We start from the raw sequence: 14,515 nt of genomic DNA on the forward strand, positions 1-14,515 counted from the left end.
CAATATCAATGCGTTGCGCGAACGCCGCGTTAACGCCCCGTCAACTATTCCGCCGTCTGAACCCCGCCTTCGGGCACCTGTCCCTGCTGCCGCTCGATCTCGCGCCAGCGCCGGACATTGGCGTTATGCTCATCCAGCGTCCGCGCAAAGGCATGCCCACCCGACCCATCCGCCACAAAGAACACATAGTCGCTCTGCGCCGGATGCAGCGTCGCCTCGATGCTCAACCGCCCCGGATTGGCGATCGGCGTCGGCGGCAACCCGTCGATGACATAGGTGTTGTAGGGCGTCGCCCGCCGCAACTCGCTCTGCCGCAGACCGCGCCCAAGCACGCCCTCGCCGTTGGTCACGCCATAGATCACCGTCGGGTCGGTCTGCAAACGCATCCCCTGCCGCAGCCGGTTCACGAATACCGACGCAACCATCGGCCGCTCGGCGGCCACCCCGGTCTCCTTCTCGACGATGGACGCCATCACAAGCGCCTCCGCCGGCGTCTCATACGGCAGCCCTTCCTCGCGCGAGGCCCAAAGATCCGCCAGAATACCTTCCTGCCGCGCCACCATCAAATCCAGCAGCGCCTCGCGGTCATCGCCCCGCTCCACGGCATAGCTGTCGGGCGCAAGGCTCCCCTCGGCAGGCAGCGCAGCAACCTCGCCCTCAAGAAAGTCGGCTTTCTTCAGGCTCTCAACCACCTGCCAGCTGGTCACGCCTTCAGCCAAGGTCACCCGCCAGCGCAGATCGCCCTCGGCCACCGCATCGGTATAGGCCGCCGGAACCTCGCCCGAGGGGTCGAACTTCGCCACCTCGACCAGCCGTCCGCTGGCCGGGTCCAGATCGCGCAGTACGACTTGCGCAAGGTTCACCCCGATCTGCAGCACAACTTCGGTCCCGCAGGTCGATTGCCCGCCCGTCGTGATGGCATCCAGCACCTGCGGCATCGACGCATTCGCCGGAACCAGCCATGCGCCGAACTTCAGCAGCCCGGCCTTGTCGGTATAATCGGCACCGACGCGAAAGATGCTGGCATTGGAAATCGCCCCCATCTCCGCCAGATCGCCCGACACCGCCCGCATAGACGCGCCCCGGTCCACGCGCACGCAAACCGCTTGCGCCAGCGGCCCCGGCTCATAGAATTTCTGCCGCCCCCAGGCGAGCAAGCCCGCCGCAAGCACCAGCACCACGATGAACAGCGTCAGCGCGTTCGAGGCGACGGATTTCCACATCAGCCCTCAACCCGCCCAAGAACGAGGCTCGCATTCGTCCCGCCGAACCCGAACGAGTTCGAAAGCGCGATGTCGATCTTGCGCTTCACCGCCTTGTTCGGTGCCAGATCCAGCTTCGGCGCCACCGCCGGATTGTCCAGGTTGATCGTCGGCGGCGCAATCTGGTCACGGATCGCCAGCACGCAGAAGATCGCCTCGACCGAGCCAGCCGCGCCCAGCAGATGCCCGATGGCCGATTTCGTCGAAGACATCGTGGCCGAAGCCGCCGCATCCCCCATCAGCCGCTCCACCGCGCCCAGTTCGATCGTATCCGCCATGGTCGAAGTCCCATGCGCGTTGATGTAATCCACTGCCGACGGCTCCAGCCCAGCGCGTTTCAACGCGGCCGCCATCGCGCGGTATCCGCCGTCGCCATCCTCGGACGGCGCGGTGATGTGATAGGCGTCACCCGACATCCCGTAGCCCAGCACCTCGGCATAGATTTTCGCGCCGCGCGCCTTGGCGTGCTCGTATTCCTCCAGCACGACGATGCCGGCACCCTCGCCCATCACGAACCCGTCGCGATCCGCGTCATAGGGGCGCGAGGCCTTCTCCGGCTCGTCCCCGCGTTTGGTCGACAGCGCCTTGCACGCGTTGAACCCGGCGATCCCGATCTCGGAAATCGGGCTCTCGGCCCCGCCCGCGACCATCACGTCGGCATCGCCAAAGGCGATCAGCCGCGCCGCATCGCCAATCGCATGGGCACCCGTCGAACAGGCCGTCACGACAGCATGGTTCGGCCCCTTGAAGCCGAAGCGGATCGAAACCTGCCCCGACACGAGGTTGATCAGCGATCCGGGAATGAAGAACGGAGACACCCGCTTGGCGCCCTTTTCCTTGATCAGCACCGCCGTATCCGCGATCGACGACAAGCCGCCGATCCCCGACCCGATCATCACGCCCGTACGCTCGCGATCCTCGTCCGATTCCGGCTTCCAGCCCGAATCCTCGACCGCCTGCACTGCCGCCGCCATGCCATAGACGATGAAATCGTCCACCTTGCGCTGGTCCTTCGGCTCCATCCAGTCGTCGGGGTTGAAGGTCCCGTCCGACCCGTCGCCACGCGGAATCTCGCAAGCGTATTTCGTCACCACATTGACCGGATCGAACCGCGTGATCGTCCCCGCCCCCGATTGCCCTTCCAGCAGACGCTTCCACGTCTCCTCGACACCGCATGCCAGCGGCGTGACCATACCAAGACCCGTGACGACGACCCGACGCATCGGCATACCTCTCTGAAGACTTCGCCGCCTGATACACTTCGGTGCGACCCTTCGCAACATAACGCGCCAAAACCGCCCGGCCATGCCATCGCAACCCTTGCGCCGCGCCGTGATCCGGCTAGGTTCTGCGCGATGAATACGATGCGGCGCAACTCCGACAGACGCTGGCAGTTGCGCGACGCGACGGCCCATTCCCACGCCGCCCTCGATGCCGCCGTGGGCTCCTTTGACGATGCCGGAAGCTATGCGCGCTACCTGACCGCGATCCACGCCTTCCGCGCGCCGCTGAACAGCGACATAACGCCTCTGGTTGCGCAGGACATGGCCGATCTGGGCCTTCCCGTTCCCGCGACCCACCCCGCGCCGCAGCCTAAGGGCAGCGCACTCCTCGGCCAGCTCTACGTCCTCGAAGGCGCGGCGCTTGGCGGGCAGATCCTGCGCAAGCGCGCCGCCCGCCTCGGCTATGACGAAACCTTCGGCGCGCGGCATCTGGCGGTCACGACCCAAGGCTGGCTCGCCTTCCTCGCAAGGCTCGATGCCGAACCCGAATACGACGCGCAAGCGGCGATCGACACCGCCAACGCCACCTTCGCCCTCGCGCTGCACGCCTTCACGAAAGCCGACGAATGACCGAACCCGTCACGCTCAGCAACTGCGATCAGGAACCGATCCACATCCCCGGCGCCACCCAACCCCACGGCGCGCTGCTGGCCTTCGACAGCACGCTCGACAGCCTGCTGCGCCATTCCGCCAATGCCGCCGAAATCCTCGGCACCCCGGTCGCGACCGGCCTCGACGCGGGCGCCATCATCGGCCCCACCATCCGCGAAGCCGCCCTTTCCGCGCTGGAGGTCACCGATTCCGACCGTCGCCCCGCGCTGATCTTCGACCTGCAGCTTCCGTCGGGCATCGCGGCCGACATCGCCGTCCATGTCAGCGGCAGCACCATCGTGGTCGAGATCGAGCCCGCCCGCCGCTCCGGCACGGTCCCGCTGCAGACCACGCGCCTGCTGATCGATCGCATCACCGGCATCGACCGCGTCGAAACCCTCGCCCCCGAGGTTGCGCGCCTGATGCGCCGCACACTCGGCTACGACCGGGTCATGGTCTATGAATTCGCACGCGACGGATCGGGCAAGGTGCTGGCCGAAGAAAAGGCCGACCACCTCGAAAGCTTCCTCGGCCAGCACTTCCCGGCCTCCGACATCCCGGCCCAGGCCCGCGCGCTCTACCTTCGCAACACGATCCGCTTGATCTCCGACGCGTCGGGCGCACGCATCCCGCTGGTCCCCGAACTTCTCGACGGCCGCCCGCTGGACATGTCGCAGGCCCACCTGCGCGCCGTCTCGCCCATCCATTGCGAATACCTGCGCAACATGGGCGTCTCCGCCTCCATGTCCGTGTCGATCATCGTGGATGGCGCGCTTTGGGGCCTGATCGCCTGCCACCACTACGCCCCGCGCATCCTGTCGATGGCCGAACGCGTCGCGGCGGAAATGTTTGGCGAGTTTCTGTCGCTCCACCTCGGCACCATCCTGCGCAAACGCAAGCTGGACAACGCCGCCGCCATCCGCACCCAGCTCGACCGCCTCTCCCGCCTGACCGAGGTGGAGGATCTGGGCGCGATGATCCGCGACAATCTTTCGGGCTTCATGTCGATGATCCAATGCGACGGCATCGCCGTCCTGATGGAGAACGAACTTCAGACCCAGGGCCTCACCCCCGCCGAGGATGACGTGCGCAGTCTCGCCCGGTCCATCGCCCAAAGGGCGAACGGAAATGTCTGGGCCAGCGAATCCCTCGTCCGCACCTTCCCGCAGGCCGAGGCGTTCCACACCCGCGCCGCCGGTGTCCTCGCCCTGCCGCTGTCCCAGCTTCCGCGCGACTGGCTGCTGTTCTTCCGCCGCGAACAGGTCCACACGCTGAACTGGGCGGGCAACCCTGACAAGACCTATGACACCGGCCCCTTGGGCGACCGCCTGACCCCGCGCAAAAGCTTCGCGATCTGGAAAGAGGAAGTGCACCGCCGCTCCGCCCCGTGGACGGATGACGACTTCGGCACCGCCAATGCCCTGCGCACGGCCATCGTCGAAATCGTCCTGCTGCACAACGAGCTGCTGGCCGAGGAACGCTCCAAGGCCGATCTGCGCCAGCGCGTCCTGAACGACGAGCTGAACCACCGGGTCAAGAACATCCTCGCCGTCATCAAATCGGTGATCGGCCAGCCGGTCGAACAGGGCCGCACGCTGGAATCCTACGTCTCGGCACTCAAGGGCCGCATTCAGGCGCTGTCCTTCGCCCATGATCAGGTGATGCGCGGCGATGGCGGCGGCTCGCTGCAAGGGCTGCTGCAAGCCGAACTCTCCCCCTATGCCGGAAGCGCCCGCCTGCATCTGGACGGCCCCGAGGCGCTTCTGGACAGCCGCGGCTTTTCCGTCATGGCGCAGGTCCTGCACGAGATGGCAACCAACGCCGCCAAATACGGCGCCCTCTCGCGCGCGGGGGCCCAGCTTTCCGTCACATGGGGCCCGACACCCGAAGGCGACTGCCGCCTCGCATGGCGCGAAAGCGGTGGCCCCCCGGTCGTGCCACCCTCGCGATCGGGCTTCGGCTCGTTGCTGCTGGAACGCTCGCTGCCTTTCGATCTTGGCGGCTCCAGCCGCATCGACTACCTCCCCAGCGGGGTCGAGGCGGATTTCATCCTGCCCGCCCGCCACGTCCGGTTCGACTCCGGCCCCACCCCTCTCGCGGAGAAGACCGTGACGACCGATACCAAACGCCTGCCGGAGACCGCGCATCTGCTGCTTCTGGAAGATCAGCTTCTCATCGCGATGGATGTGGAGGCGATGCTTCAGGAATCCGGCTTCACGCGCATTTCGCTGGCCCGCAACGTCGAACAGGCGCTGGCCATCATCGACCAAGGCGTGGAACTCGCGATGCTGGACGTGAACCTCGGGCGCGAAACCTCGGTTCCGGTGGCCGAAGAACTGCACCGCCGCGGCATCCCCTTCGTTTTCGCCACCGGCTATGACGAACGCTCGGCCCTGCCCGAAGGGCTGCGCCACGTCCCGGTGGTCCGCAAACCCTACGAGGTGGAGAACCTGCTCGAAGCCCTGGCCCGCGCCTACGGCTGAAACGAAAAAGGGCGCCCAACAGGGCGCCCTTTTCCTTAGAAGGCAGGAAAGCTCAGGCGGCTTCGGTGATGAATTTCACCGCATCGCCGAAGGTCTGGATGGTTTCCGCAGCGTCGTCCGGGATCTCGATGCCGAACTCTTCTTCGAAAGCCATCACCAGCTCGACGGTGTCGAGGCTGTCCGCGCCCAGATCGTCGATGAACGAGGCATTCTCGGTCACCTTTTCTTCTTCGACGCCCAGATGCTCGACGACGATCTTCTTCACGCGATCAGCGATGTCGCTCATGTCACTTCCTCATTCGTTGCGGGAGCGGTCCCGTCATTTTGTCACTTGCCCCGGAAGGGCGATTGTCCCGACTTTCGTGACGGGTTGCCCCGGTGGCATTGCGGCCCCCGTGGTCTTGAAGCGCGCTATAGCAAGGGTATGATGCCAAGGCAAACCCTTTCAAGGCCCATCAGACCATCGTCATGCCGCCATTGACATGCAGGGTCGATCCGGTGACGTAACCGCCCTCGTCGCTGGCAAGATAAAGCACCGCCGCCGCGATGTCGCGCACTTCGCCCATACGGCCCGCGGGGATCTTCACCAGCAGCCGCTCGCGCTGTTCGTCGTTCAGCTTGTCGGTCATGGCGGTCGCGATGAAGCCGGGCGCGATGCAGTTGACGGTCACGCCGCGCGTCGCAACCTCGGCCGCCAGGCTTTTCGACATGCCCACGATCCCGGCCTTCGCGGCGGCATAGTTCGCCTGCCCCGGATTGCCCCCGGTCCCCACGATGGACGAGATGTTGACGATCCGCCCCCAGCGGGTCTTCATCATCCCGCGCAGCACCCCGCGCGACAGCCGGAAGGTCGAGGTCAGGTTCACGTCGATCACCTGCTCCCAGTCCTCGTCCGACATCCGCATCATCAGCCCGTCGCGCGTGATCCCGGCATTGTTCACCAGAATGTCCACCGACCCCATCGCGGCGATGGCCTGCTTGGGCAACTCCTCGACCGCCGCGGCATCCGAAAGATTGCAGGGCAGCACGAAAGCACGAGCGCCCAACTCCGCCGCCAGCGTCTCCAGCGGTTCGATCCGCGTTCCCGAAAGCCCCACCGTCGCGCCGGCACCGTGCAGCACGCGCGCAATCTCGGCACCGATGCCACCCGACGCGCCGGTGATAAGCGCGGTCTTTCCCGTCAGATCGAACATGTCCGTCTCCTGTCCTCATTGTTGGCGGCGCACATAGCAGCATGCGGGCCGCCCCGCCAAGTCGGAATGAAGTCTCATTCATGCCACAGTCTTGATCACGATGAGGGGACAGGAACCAAACGAGGCAACTCGTGGTTGCGTAACAGGAATTTTAACCCCACAATGGGTTTGTGGAGGAACATCATGCCCGCGATACTTATCGGATTGCTCAGCGCTATCTGCGCCAGCCTGCTGGCTGCGCTGTCCGGCCATGGCGTCGCCATGGTTTTCCTAGCCTATGTGCTGGGCGGCACAGCAGGTCTTCTGCTTGCCGCTTGGCGTCAAGTCATCGCATCGGACTGCCATGAGGCTCGCGCCAACAAGGTGAACAAACCCTTTATTGTCGAAAAAGACAAGTCTGTCGGACCCCTCTAACGCTCAAAGTTTAATCGTTAGCCTTGGTTTCGGCGGATTTCCGCCACGACGGGTCCGCCGCCCCCGCAAAGGGGCGGCAAAAAGGTCAGCCAAGAGCCTCCACGGCCCCTTTCACATCCTCCGGACTGCCAACCGCGCGGGTCGCCGAATCCTTTGCGATCCGCCGGATCATCCCCGACAGCGCCTTTCCGGCGCCAATTTCCCAGAACTCGGTCACCCCAGCCTGCTCCATCCACAGGACCGACTCGCGCCACCGGACCGAGCCTGTCACCTGCGCCACCAAAAGCGCGCGAATGCGGTCCGGCCCGCTCACCGCTTCGGCGCGCACGTTGACGACCACCGGCACCTTGGGCGCCGAGATTTCCACCGCCGACAGCGCTTCGGACATGATCGCAGCAGCGGGCTGCATCAACGAACAGTGGAACGGCGCGGACACCGGCAGCAGAATCGCCCGCTTCGCACCACGCGCCTTCGCAATCTCCAGCGCGCGTTCGACAGCGCCCTTGTGGCCCGAAACCACGACCTGCCCCGGATCGTTGTCGTTCGCCGCCTGGCAAACCTCGCCCTGCGCCGCCTCGGCCGCAACCGCAGTCGCCGCCTCGAAATCCAGCCCCAGCAATGCGGCCATCGCCCCGATACCAACCGGCACCGCCTCCTGCATCGCCGTCCCGCGCACGCGCAGCAGCCGTGCCGTGTCCGCCAGCCCCAGCGAGCCTGCCGCACACAGCGCCGAATACTCGCCCAAGCTATGCCCCGCGACGAAGCTTGCCGCCTCGATCCCCACGCCCTCGGCCTCCAACGCGCGCAGGGCCGCGATCGAGGTCGCCATCAGCGCCGGCTGCGCATTCCGCGTCAGCGTCAGATCCTCGATGCTGCCCTCCCAGATCAGCGCCGACAGCTTTTCGGACAGCGCGTCGTCCACCTCGTCGAACACGGCCTTCGCCGCCGGATAGGCTTCCGCAAGGGCGCGGCCCATGCCGATGGTCTGGGCGCCCTGCCCGGGAAATACGAATGCGCGGCTCATATCTGCTCCTTTATGCTTTCTTCGGGGATACCGCGCGTTGAACGCCCGCGCAACATGACGCCCCCGCAGCCTGCACAACCGATGTGCGCGCGCGGGGGAATGCAAGCCGGCCGCCAGCCGCTATTCTTGCGCCAAATCCCCCGGAGCCACCCATGCTTAGAAACACCACCCGGAGCTATGGCAGCGTCGCGCGCATCCTGCACTGGCTGACCGCCCTGCTGATCCTGACCGAGATCCCGCTCGGCCTCCTCGCTAATCGCTGGATCACGGACATCGACCGCAAGGTGCAACTGTTCTCGCTGCACAAGACGCTGGGCGTCGCGATCTTCGCGGTCGCCCTGCTGCGCATCCTCTGGGCGCTTGGCCAGCCGCGCCCGGCATCGCTGCACCCCGAACGCCGCTTTGAAACCCTGCTGGCGGAAACGGTGCACTGGGTGCTCTATGTGGCGCTGGTGATGGTGCCGCTGACCGGCTGGGTGCAGCACGCCGCGACCGAAGGCTTTTCGCAGATCCTCTGGCCGCTGTCGCAGGGGCTGCCCTTCATCCCCAAATCCGAAAGCCTCGCGACCGTCATGGGCCTTGCGCACCAGACCTTCGCGTGGATGCTGGTCGGCTCTTTGGTCCTGCATATCGCAGGTGCTGTGAAACACGCGGTCATCGACCGGGACGAGACCCTGTCGCGGATGGTGCGGGGCGAACCTGCCGGGCCGGGCCATCACGGCCACCGCACCGCGCCCGCCGCCGCCGCGTTCGTCATCTATGCCGCCGGCGCCGGGATCGCCTTTGCGATGGTCCCACCCACTGAAGCGCCCGCCCAAAGGCTGGAAGCCGTCGCCTCCGACTGGCACGTCACCGAGGGCACGCTGGGCTTCACCGTCCGCCAGATGGGAACCGAGGTGCAAGGCAGCTTCGCAGACTGGACCGCCTCAATCGCCTTCGACGAGGCAACGGGCACCGGCAACGTGAACGTCACCATCGCCATGCCCAGCGTCACACTGGGCACGGTCAGCGAACAGGCCAAAGGTGCGGACTTCTTCGACGTCGCCAATCACGCCACGGCGACCTTCAAAGCGGATATCGAACCACAGGGCGACGCGTTCATCGCCAAGGGAACGCTGAACCTGCGCGGTGCAGAAGCGCCCGTGGCGATGCCCTTCACGCTGACCATCGAAAATGGCACAGCCACGATGCAGGGCAGCGTTACGCTGGACCGCCGCGACTATGCCATCGGCCAAAGCTACGGCGATGAGGCGACGGTCGGCTTCCCGGTCGAGGTGCAGGCAAACCTTACCGCAAAACGCTAAGACCGCGGGGCAAGACCCCGCGATCCAACGGAAAAGGCCGCCCGGAGGGGGCGGCCTTTGCTGCGATCAGCAGCTGTAATACATCTGATACTCGATCGGGTGCGGCGTATGCTCGTAGGCATAGACCTCTTCCCATTTCAGCGCCATGTAGCCGTCCAGCTGGTCCTTGGTGAACACATCGCCAGCCAGCAGGAACTCGTGGTCCTTCTCCAGCTCCTCCAGCGCCTCGCGAAGCGAACCACAGACGGTCGGGATCGCGGCCAGTTCTTCCGGCGGCAGATCGTAGAGGTCCTTGTCCGAAGCCGGGCCCGGATCGATCTTGTTCTTGATCCCGTCGAGGCCCGCCATCAGCAATGCTGCGAAAGCCAGATAGGGGTTGGCCGAGGGATCGGGGAAGCGGGCTTCCACACGTTTCGCTTTGGGCGATTCCGTCCACGGAATACGGACGCAGCCCGAACGGTTGCGTGCCGAATACGCGCGCAGAACCGGCGCTTCGAAGCCCGGGATCAGACGCTTGTAGCTGTTCGTCGACGGGTTGGTGATCGCGTTCAGCGCTTTCGCGTGCTTCAGGATACCACCGATGAAATACAGCGCCTCTTGCGAGAGGTCGGCGTATTTGTCGCCAGCGAACAGCGGCTTGCCGTCTTTCCAGATCGACATGTTCACGTGCATGCCCGTGCCGTTGTCGCCTTTGATCGGCTTCGGCATGAACGTCACGGTCTTGCCATAGGCATGGGCGACGTTGTGGATGACGTATTTGTATTTCTGGATGTTGTCGGCTTGCTCGGTCAGGCCACCGAAGATCATGCCCAGCTCGTGCTGGCAGGATGCGACTTCGTGGTGGTGCTTGTCGACCTTGATGCCCATGCGTTTCATGGTGGACAGCATCTCGCCGCGCAGGTCTTGCGCGTCGTCGATCGGGTTGACCGGGAAGTAACCGCCCTTGACGCCCGGACGGTGGCCCGAGTTGCCGCCTTCATAGACGGTGTCGGTGTTCCATGCCGCGTCGATCGCGTCCACCTGGAACGAAACCTTGTTCATCGAGACGGAGTAACGCACGTCGTCGAAGATGAAGAATTCGGCTTCGGGACCGCAGTAGAACGCGTCGCCGATCCCCGAGGACTTCAGGTAAGCCTCGGCCTTTTCGGCCGTGCCACGCGGGTCGCGCGAATAGGCTTCGCCCGTGTCCGGCTCGACGACGTTACAGTGAACGCACATCGTCTTTTCGGCATAGAAGGGGTCGATGTAGACCGAGCTCGGGTCGAGAATCAGTTTCATGTCCGACTGGTCGATCGACTTCCAGCCCGCAATGGACGAGCCGTCGAACATGAAGCCTTCCTCGAAGAAGTCCTCGTCGACCAGATCTGCGACCAGCGTCACGTGCTGCAGCTTGCCCTTGGGGTCGGTGAAGCGGATATCGACGTATTCGACTTCCTCGTCCTTCATCAGCTTCAGGGCGTCCTGAACCTTGCTCATCAGGATGAACTCCTTCCTTTAATCAGTAGAAATTACAGCGCGTCGTCGCCGGTCTCGCCGGTGCGGATGCGGATTGCCTGTTCGACGGGGCTGACGAAGATCTTGCCGTCGCCGATCTTTTCGGTGCGGGCCGCCGATACGATCGCCTCTACCGCGGCATCGACCAGATCGTCGGCGATGACGACCTCGATCTTCACCTTGGGCAGGAAATCGACGACATATTCGGCACCGCGATACAGTTCGGTGTGACCCTTCTGACGGCCGAAGCCCTTCACCTCGGTCACGGACAGCCCTTGAACCCCGGCGGCCTGCAGCGCCTCCTTCACTTCATCAAGCTTGAAGGGCTTTATGATCGCCTCGATCTTCTTCATGGGCCGACTCCCCGTTTCGTTTCACATGCCACTGACCATTTCTCATGCGGCGCTACAATCGGACATGAAGAAACCATCCGGGCCAAGGCGGGAAAGCGCAAAGTGACGCACAAAAATTCAGCACATCGCCCGCATTCGCAGCATCTTGAGAAGATTTTGCCATCCGAAGGCGTCCCAATCCTCACTTCTGCCCAAATCAAAGGCATGGAGGAGCACGCATTCGCCGCCGGCATGACAACCGCAGGGCAGATGATGGAAGACGCAGGACAGGCGGTCGTCGATGCGATCCTGTCCCAGTGGCCCGACCTGCGGGACGATCCCCCGCGCACGCTCGTTCTCTGCGGTCCGGGCAACAACGGTGGCGACGGATATGTCATCGCGCGCCTCCTCCTCGATCTTGGCTGGCCGGTCGAAGTCTTCGCCTATGCGGACAGCCGCACCGACGAAGCCCAGGCGATGCGCCGCAGGTGGGAGGCGCGCGACCCTGTGGCATCCCAGCTTGCGCCGCAGACGGACCTGATGATCGACGCGCTGTTCGGCATCGGCCGCCCCCGCCCGATCTCGGCCATCGTCCCGCGCGCCAGATACCGGGTCGCGGTGGATGGGCCGACCGGAATCGACCTCGACACGGGCCTGCGGACCGAGCCTGCCTTCGATGCCGACCTAACGGTGACGTTCCACGCGGCCAAGCCCGGCCATTTCCTTGGCGCGGGCCCGGCGGCGACCGGGCGACTTCGCATCGCGGACCTCGGCCTTGCCCCCGCGTCCGATCTGCACCTCGCCGCGCCGGATATCCGACTGCTGCAGAAGGGCGACGGTCACAAATACGATCACGGCCATGCCATCATCCTCGGCGGCCCGCCCGGTCGCGGCGGTGCGGCGCGGCTGTCCGCCCGGGCTGCGCTTCGGATCGGCGCGGGGCTGGTCACGCTTGTCGCCCCGCCCGAGGCGCAGGCCGAGAACGCCGCCCGACTGGACGCCATCATGCTGCGCACCGACCCTTTGGCCGATCTGCTGACGGACAAGCGCATCACTGGTATCTGCCTCGGCCCCGGCATGGGCATCGACCGCGCAAGGGATGCCATCCCCGCCATCCTCGCGGCGGGCCGTCCCACCGTCCTCGATGCCGACGCCCTGACTGCGCTCGGCACGAACCCGGACCTGCACCCGCGCTGCATCCTGACACCGCATCAGGGCGAATTCGCGCGGATGTTTCCCGACCTTGCCGCCGCGATGACCCGCACCTCCAAGGTCGATGCCGTCCGCGAAGCCGCCGGGCGGGCCGGATGCACGATCCTCCTGAAAGGCCACGACACCGTCATCGCCGAACCATCCGGACGCGCCGCGATCGTGGACGGGCGCGGCGCGGGCTGGCTTGCGACCGCCGGATCGGGCGACGTGCTGGCGGGGATGATCGCCGGGCTTCTGGCCCGCGGCGCCACCCCCTTCGCCGCCGCGACCACCGCCGCCTGCCTCCACGTCGAGGCCGCCCGCAGCTTCGGCCCCGGCCTGATCGCCGAAGACATTCCCGAAGAATTGCCGAAGGTGCTGCGCGCACTGCTTCCGTGACGCTTTTCCTCTCGCATCCCTCAAAGGCGTTTGCTAGAAGGCCCCCCAATTGCGTGCCCTGCGGGGTTCGCGGGAATGCGGGTGTGGCGAAATTGGTAGACGCACCAGATTTAGGTTCTGGCGCCGCAAGGCGTGGGGGTTCAAGTCCCTCCACCCGCACCAAAGGTTGAAAAAGGACGATACATGCAGGTCACCGAGACGCTGAACGAAGGTCTGAAACGCAGCTACACGATCACCGTTCCGGCGGCCGAACTGGACGCCAAGGTGCACGAAAAGCTGCTCGAAGCGCAGCCGGACGTGGAAATCAAGGGCTTCCGCAAGGGCAAGGTCCCGATGGCCATGCTGAAAAAGCAGTTCGGCCCCCGCGTTCTGGGTGACGCGATGCAGGACGCCGTCGACGGCGCCATGCGCGAGCATTTCGAAAAGACCGGCGACCGCCCCGCCCTCCAGCCCGACGTGAAAATGGTCGGCGGCGAGGAGTGGAAAGAGGGCCAGGACGTCGTGGTCGAAATGTCCTACGAAGCCCTGCCGGAAATCCCGGAACTCGACACCTCCTCGGTCGCGCTGGAGCGTCTGGTCGTGAAGGCTGACGACGCTTCGGTCGACGAGGCGCTGAAGAACCTCGCATCCACCGCGCAGGTCTTCGAAGACCGTCGCAAGGGATCGAAAGCCAAGGACGGCGATCAGATCACGATCGACTTCAAAGGCTCGGTCGATGGCGAGCTGTTCGAGGGCGGCACCGCCGAAGACTACCCGCTGGTTCTGGGTTCAGGTTCCTTCATCCCCGGTTTCGAAGACCAGCTGGTCGGCGCCAAGGTCGATGACGAAGTCGAAGTGAAGGTGACCTTCCCCGCCGAATACGGCGCAAAGCACCTTGCTGGCAAGGAAGCGTCGTTCGCCTGCACCGTCAAAGCCGTCAAAGCCCCGAAAGAGGCCGAGATCGACGACGAGCTGGCCAAGAAATACGGCGCCGAAGACCTCGCCGCGCTGAAGGGCCAGATCTCCGAGCGTCTGGAGGCCGAATACAAAGGCGCCTCGCGCGCGATCCTGAAACGCGCCCTGCTGGACCAGCTTGACGGCCTCGTGTCGTTCGAACTGCCCTCGAAACTGGTCGAGGCCGAAGCCGCGCAGATCGCGCACCAGCTGTGGCACGAAGAAAACCCGGACGTCCATGACCACAACCACGGTCATGTCGAACCGACGGACGAGCACAAGTCGCTGGCCGAACGCCGCGTCCGTCTGGGCCTGCTGCTGGCCGAAATCGGCCGCAAGGCAGACGTGCAGGTGACCGATCAGGAAATGACGCAAGCCGTCCTGACCCAAGCCCGCCAATACCCGGGGCAAGAGCGTCAGTTCTTCGAATTCGTGCAGAAGAACCCGCAGATGCAACAGCAACTGCGCGCCCCGATCTTCGAAGACAAGGTCGTCGACCACATCGTCGCCGGTGCCAAGGTCACCGACAAGGAAGTGTCGAAGGACGATCTGCAGAAGTCCATCGAAGCTCTGGACGAACTCTGAAACTGAAAGGCCGCCCCTCGGGGCGGC

General features: G+C 64.9%; 13 protein-coding genes and 1 tRNA gene. 7 read left to right on the forward strand and 7 right to left on the reverse strand.

Translation table 11 applies throughout. The features are described 5' to 3' along the window. Window positions 1-44: 44 nt before the first annotated feature. Both mltG and fabF read right to left on the reverse strand, forming a co-directional pair. Complete coding sequence (gene mltG / locus E2K76_RS12165; protein ID WP_136684587.1) at window positions 45-1,223, reverse strand: endolytic transglycosylase MltG; 1,179 nt, start codon at window positions 1,221-1,223, stop codon at window positions 45-47. Next, window positions 1,223-2,485, reverse strand: coding sequence for a beta-ketoacyl-ACP synthase II (gene fabF, locus E2K76_RS12170; protein WP_136684588.1), 1,263 nt, complete (start codon window positions 2,483-2,485; stop codon window positions 1,223-1,225). Before fabF ends, mltG begins: the two co-directional genes overlap by 1 nt. A 132-nt stretch (window positions 2,486-2,617) precedes the next feature. Between fabF and E2K76_RS12175 the strand changes: the two genes are divergently transcribed. Together E2K76_RS12175 and E2K76_RS12180 are read left to right on the forward strand one after the other, a co-directional pair. After that, a complete protein-coding gene (locus tag E2K76_RS12175; protein ID WP_136684589.1) occupies window positions 2,618-3,115 on the forward strand; it encodes a biliverdin-producing heme oxygenase in 498 nt (165 codons plus the stop codon). Next, window positions 3,112-5,619 carry an HWE histidine kinase domain-containing protein gene (locus E2K76_RS12180; RefSeq protein ID WP_136684590.1) on the forward strand — a complete coding sequence of 836 codons (2,508 nt, stop codon included), beginning with the start codon at window positions 3,112-3,114 and terminating at the stop codon, window positions 5,617-5,619. Before E2K76_RS12175 ends, E2K76_RS12180 begins: the two co-directional genes overlap by 4 nt. A 52-nt stretch (window positions 5,620-5,671) precedes the next feature. Here the strand turns inward: E2K76_RS12180 and E2K76_RS12185 are convergent, their stop codons facing one another. Further along, window positions 5,672-5,905: an acyl carrier protein gene (locus E2K76_RS12185; protein ID WP_136684591.1), complete on the reverse strand. Its 234-nt coding sequence runs from the start codon at window positions 5,903-5,905 to the stop codon at window positions 5,672-5,674. 169 nt (window positions 5,906-6,074) lie between these two features. Then, the gene (fabG, locus tag E2K76_RS12190; protein ID WP_136684592.1) at window positions 6,075-6,812 is read right to left on the reverse strand and encodes a 3-oxoacyl-[acyl-carrier-protein] reductase; all 738 of its coding nucleotides are present in this window, start codon (window positions 6,810-6,812) and stop codon (window positions 6,075-6,077) included. 183 nt (window positions 6,813-6,995) lie between these two features. On the opposite strand from fabG, the gene E2K76_RS12195 reads away from it, so the two are divergent. Beyond that, window positions 6,996-7,226, forward strand: coding sequence for a hypothetical protein (locus E2K76_RS12195; RefSeq protein WP_136684593.1), 231 nt, complete (start codon window positions 6,996-6,998; stop codon window positions 7,224-7,226). An 85-nt stretch (window positions 7,227-7,311) separates the two neighbouring features. Here E2K76_RS12195 and fabD read toward each other — a convergent pair whose 3' ends face one another. Beyond that, complete coding sequence (gene fabD / locus E2K76_RS12200; RefSeq protein WP_136684594.1) at window positions 7,312-8,250, reverse strand: ACP S-malonyltransferase; 939 nt, start codon at window positions 8,248-8,250, stop codon at window positions 7,312-7,314. Between the two features lie 152 nt (window positions 8,251-8,402). Here fabD and E2K76_RS12205 point away from each other — a divergent pair, with 152 nt between their 5' ends. Continuing rightward, window positions 8,403-9,554, forward strand: a complete 1,152-nt coding sequence (locus E2K76_RS12205; protein WP_136684595.1) for a cytochrome b/b6 domain-containing protein — start codon at window positions 8,403-8,405, stop codon at window positions 9,552-9,554. A gap of 66 nt (window positions 9,555-9,620) precedes the next feature. Here the strand turns inward: E2K76_RS12205 and glnA are convergent, their stop codons facing one another. Further along, on the reverse strand, window positions 9,621-11,030 hold the full coding sequence (glnA, locus tag E2K76_RS12210; RefSeq protein WP_136684596.1) for a type I glutamate--ammonia ligase: 1,410 nt from the start codon (window positions 11,028-11,030) through the stop codon (window positions 9,621-9,623). Window positions 11,031-11,062: 32 nt separating this feature from the next. Next, the gene (locus E2K76_RS12215; protein ID WP_136684597.1) at window positions 11,063-11,401 is read right to left on the reverse strand and encodes a P-II family nitrogen regulator; all 339 of its coding nucleotides are present in this window, start codon (window positions 11,399-11,401) and stop codon (window positions 11,063-11,065) included. 156 nt (window positions 11,402-11,557) lie between these two features. Here E2K76_RS12215 and E2K76_RS12220 point away from each other — a divergent pair, with 156 nt between their 5' ends. The 3 genes from E2K76_RS12220 to tig all read left to right on the forward strand — a co-directional run bounded on the left by E2K76_RS12220 (window position 11,558) and on the right by tig (window position 14,488). Then, the gene (locus E2K76_RS12220; RefSeq protein WP_342773632.1) at window positions 11,558-12,970 is read left to right on the forward strand and encodes an NAD(P)H-hydrate dehydratase; all 1,413 of its coding nucleotides are present in this window, start codon (window positions 11,558-11,560) and stop codon (window positions 12,968-12,970) included. Window positions 12,971-13,047: 77 nt separating this feature from the next. Further along, window positions 13,048-13,132: transfer RNA gene (locus E2K76_RS12225), tRNA-Leu, on the forward strand. Between the two features lie 21 nt (window positions 13,133-13,153). Further along, window positions 13,154-14,488, forward strand: a complete 1,335-nt coding sequence (gene tig, locus E2K76_RS12230; RefSeq protein WP_136684599.1) for a trigger factor — start codon at window positions 13,154-13,156, stop codon at window positions 14,486-14,488. Window positions 14,489-14,515 lie beyond the last annotated feature (27 nt).

Origin of the sequence: Falsirhodobacter xinxiangensis (genome assembly GCF_004959935.1) — a bacterium.
Taxonomy (GTDB): Bacteria; Pseudomonadota; Alphaproteobacteria; order Rhodobacterales; family Rhodobacteraceae; genus Falsirhodobacter; species Falsirhodobacter xinxiangensis.